Genomic DNA, 1,325 nt, shown 5'->3' on the forward strand with positions numbered 1-1,325 from the left:
GGTGTGGTTCCCCCGGGATGCGGAGGATGTTGACAGAGGGTCAGATGGTTCTCATGAGAGGAACATCGACCATGGCCGCTCCCAGGAAATACTCGCTGGAGTTGCGTGAGCGTGCGGTGCGGATGTATCGCACCGCAGAGCCGAAGCCGCAGATCAAGAAGCTGGCCGTCGATCTGGGCGTGCATCCGGAGGCCCTGCGCGGCTGGATCCGCCAGGCCGAGGCGGACGCCGGCGAGCGCGACGACCGGCTCACCACCGACGAACGCGCCGAGCTCGCCGCCCTGCGCAGGGAGAACGTCCAGCTCAAGCGGGCGAACGACGTCCTGCGCACCGCCTCGGCGTTTTTCGCGGCGCAACTCGACCCGACCCGGCCCAGGTGACCGCGCTCGTCGACGAGCACCCCCGCCTGGGAGTCGAGTGCGTACTTCGGGAACTGCACATCTCCTCCTCGACCTACTACCGCTGGCGCCGGCGCGAGAAGGAGCCGTGCGAACACCAGCGCCGCGACGCCGAGCTGACCGAGCACATCCGGCAGATCCACGCCGATTCCGGCGGGATCTACGGCTCGCCACGCGTGCACGCCGTCCTGAAGCGCGAGGACATCCACGTCGGGCGCAAGCGGGTTGAACGGTTGATGCGTGAGGCCGATCTCGCCGGGATCAGCCCGCGACGAAAGGGCTTCACGCGCAGGGATCCGAAGGCCACGCTCGCCCCGGACCTGGTCAACCGGGACTTCACCGCACCCGTCCCGAACCGGTTGTGGGTCACCGACCTGACGATGATCGCCACCGGCGAGGGGCCCCTGTGGCTCTCCGCGATCCGTGACGCCTTCTCCCGGCGTGTCGTGGCGTGGGAGACGTCCGCCCGCGCGGACGCCGACCTTGTCCTGTCGTCGCTGGAGTACGCCCTCGCGTCCCGCGAGGTCGAGCCCGGCAAGCTCGTCCATCACGCCGATCACGGCTGTCAATATACGTCCATCAAACTCACAACTCGCTTGGTGCGGGCGGGAATTGAGGCATCCATGGGGTCGGTCGGGGACAGTTACGATAACGCCCTCGCGGAAAATCTGTGGATGCTGATCAAGACGGAATGTGTCCGCGGCCGCGTCTTCGCGACCCGGGCCGAGGCGAACCTCGCGCTCTTCGAATACATCGACGGCTTCTACAACTCCCGGCGCATCCAGAAGCGGCTTGGCTACCTCAGCCCGATCGAGTTCGAAGAGAAGCACTACGCCGAGCGGGCAACGGCCGAACGAGCGAACCTGAAACCCCGTCAACCCCTCCTGACCAGCTGATCAACACCTCTCGCACAGCGGGGGAACCTCA

The 1,325-nt window shown here is 66.6% G+C and carries 2 protein-coding genes; both read left to right on the forward strand.

Going from position 1 to position 1,325, the window contains the following annotated elements:
• Positions 1 to 71 precede the first annotated feature (71 nt).
• On the forward strand, positions 72 to 380 hold the full coding sequence (locus ABZV34_RS39585) for a transposase (RefSeq protein ID WP_356288182.1): 309 nt from the start codon (positions 72 to 74) through the stop codon (positions 378 to 380).
• Complete coding sequence (locus ABZV34_RS39590) at positions 377 to 1,294, forward strand: IS3 family transposase (RefSeq protein ID WP_356288185.1); 918 nt, start codon at positions 377 to 379, stop codon at positions 1,292 to 1,294. Before ABZV34_RS39585 ends, ABZV34_RS39590 begins: the two co-directional genes overlap by 4 nt.
• The last annotated feature ends 31 nt before the right edge of the window (positions 1,295 to 1,325 follow it).

The organism is Streptomyces sp. NPDC005195 (assembly GCF_040608315.1).
Lineage (GTDB): Bacteria > Actinomycetota > Actinomycetes > Streptomycetales > Streptomycetaceae > Streptomyces > Streptomyces kaempferi.

Bases quoted from the DNA above. Each gene is read 5' to 3' on its own strand.
- ABZV34_RS39585 (WP_356288182.1), top strand. From the start codon at position 72: ATGGCCGCTCCCAGGAAATACTCGCTGGAGTTGCGTGAGCGTGCGGTG.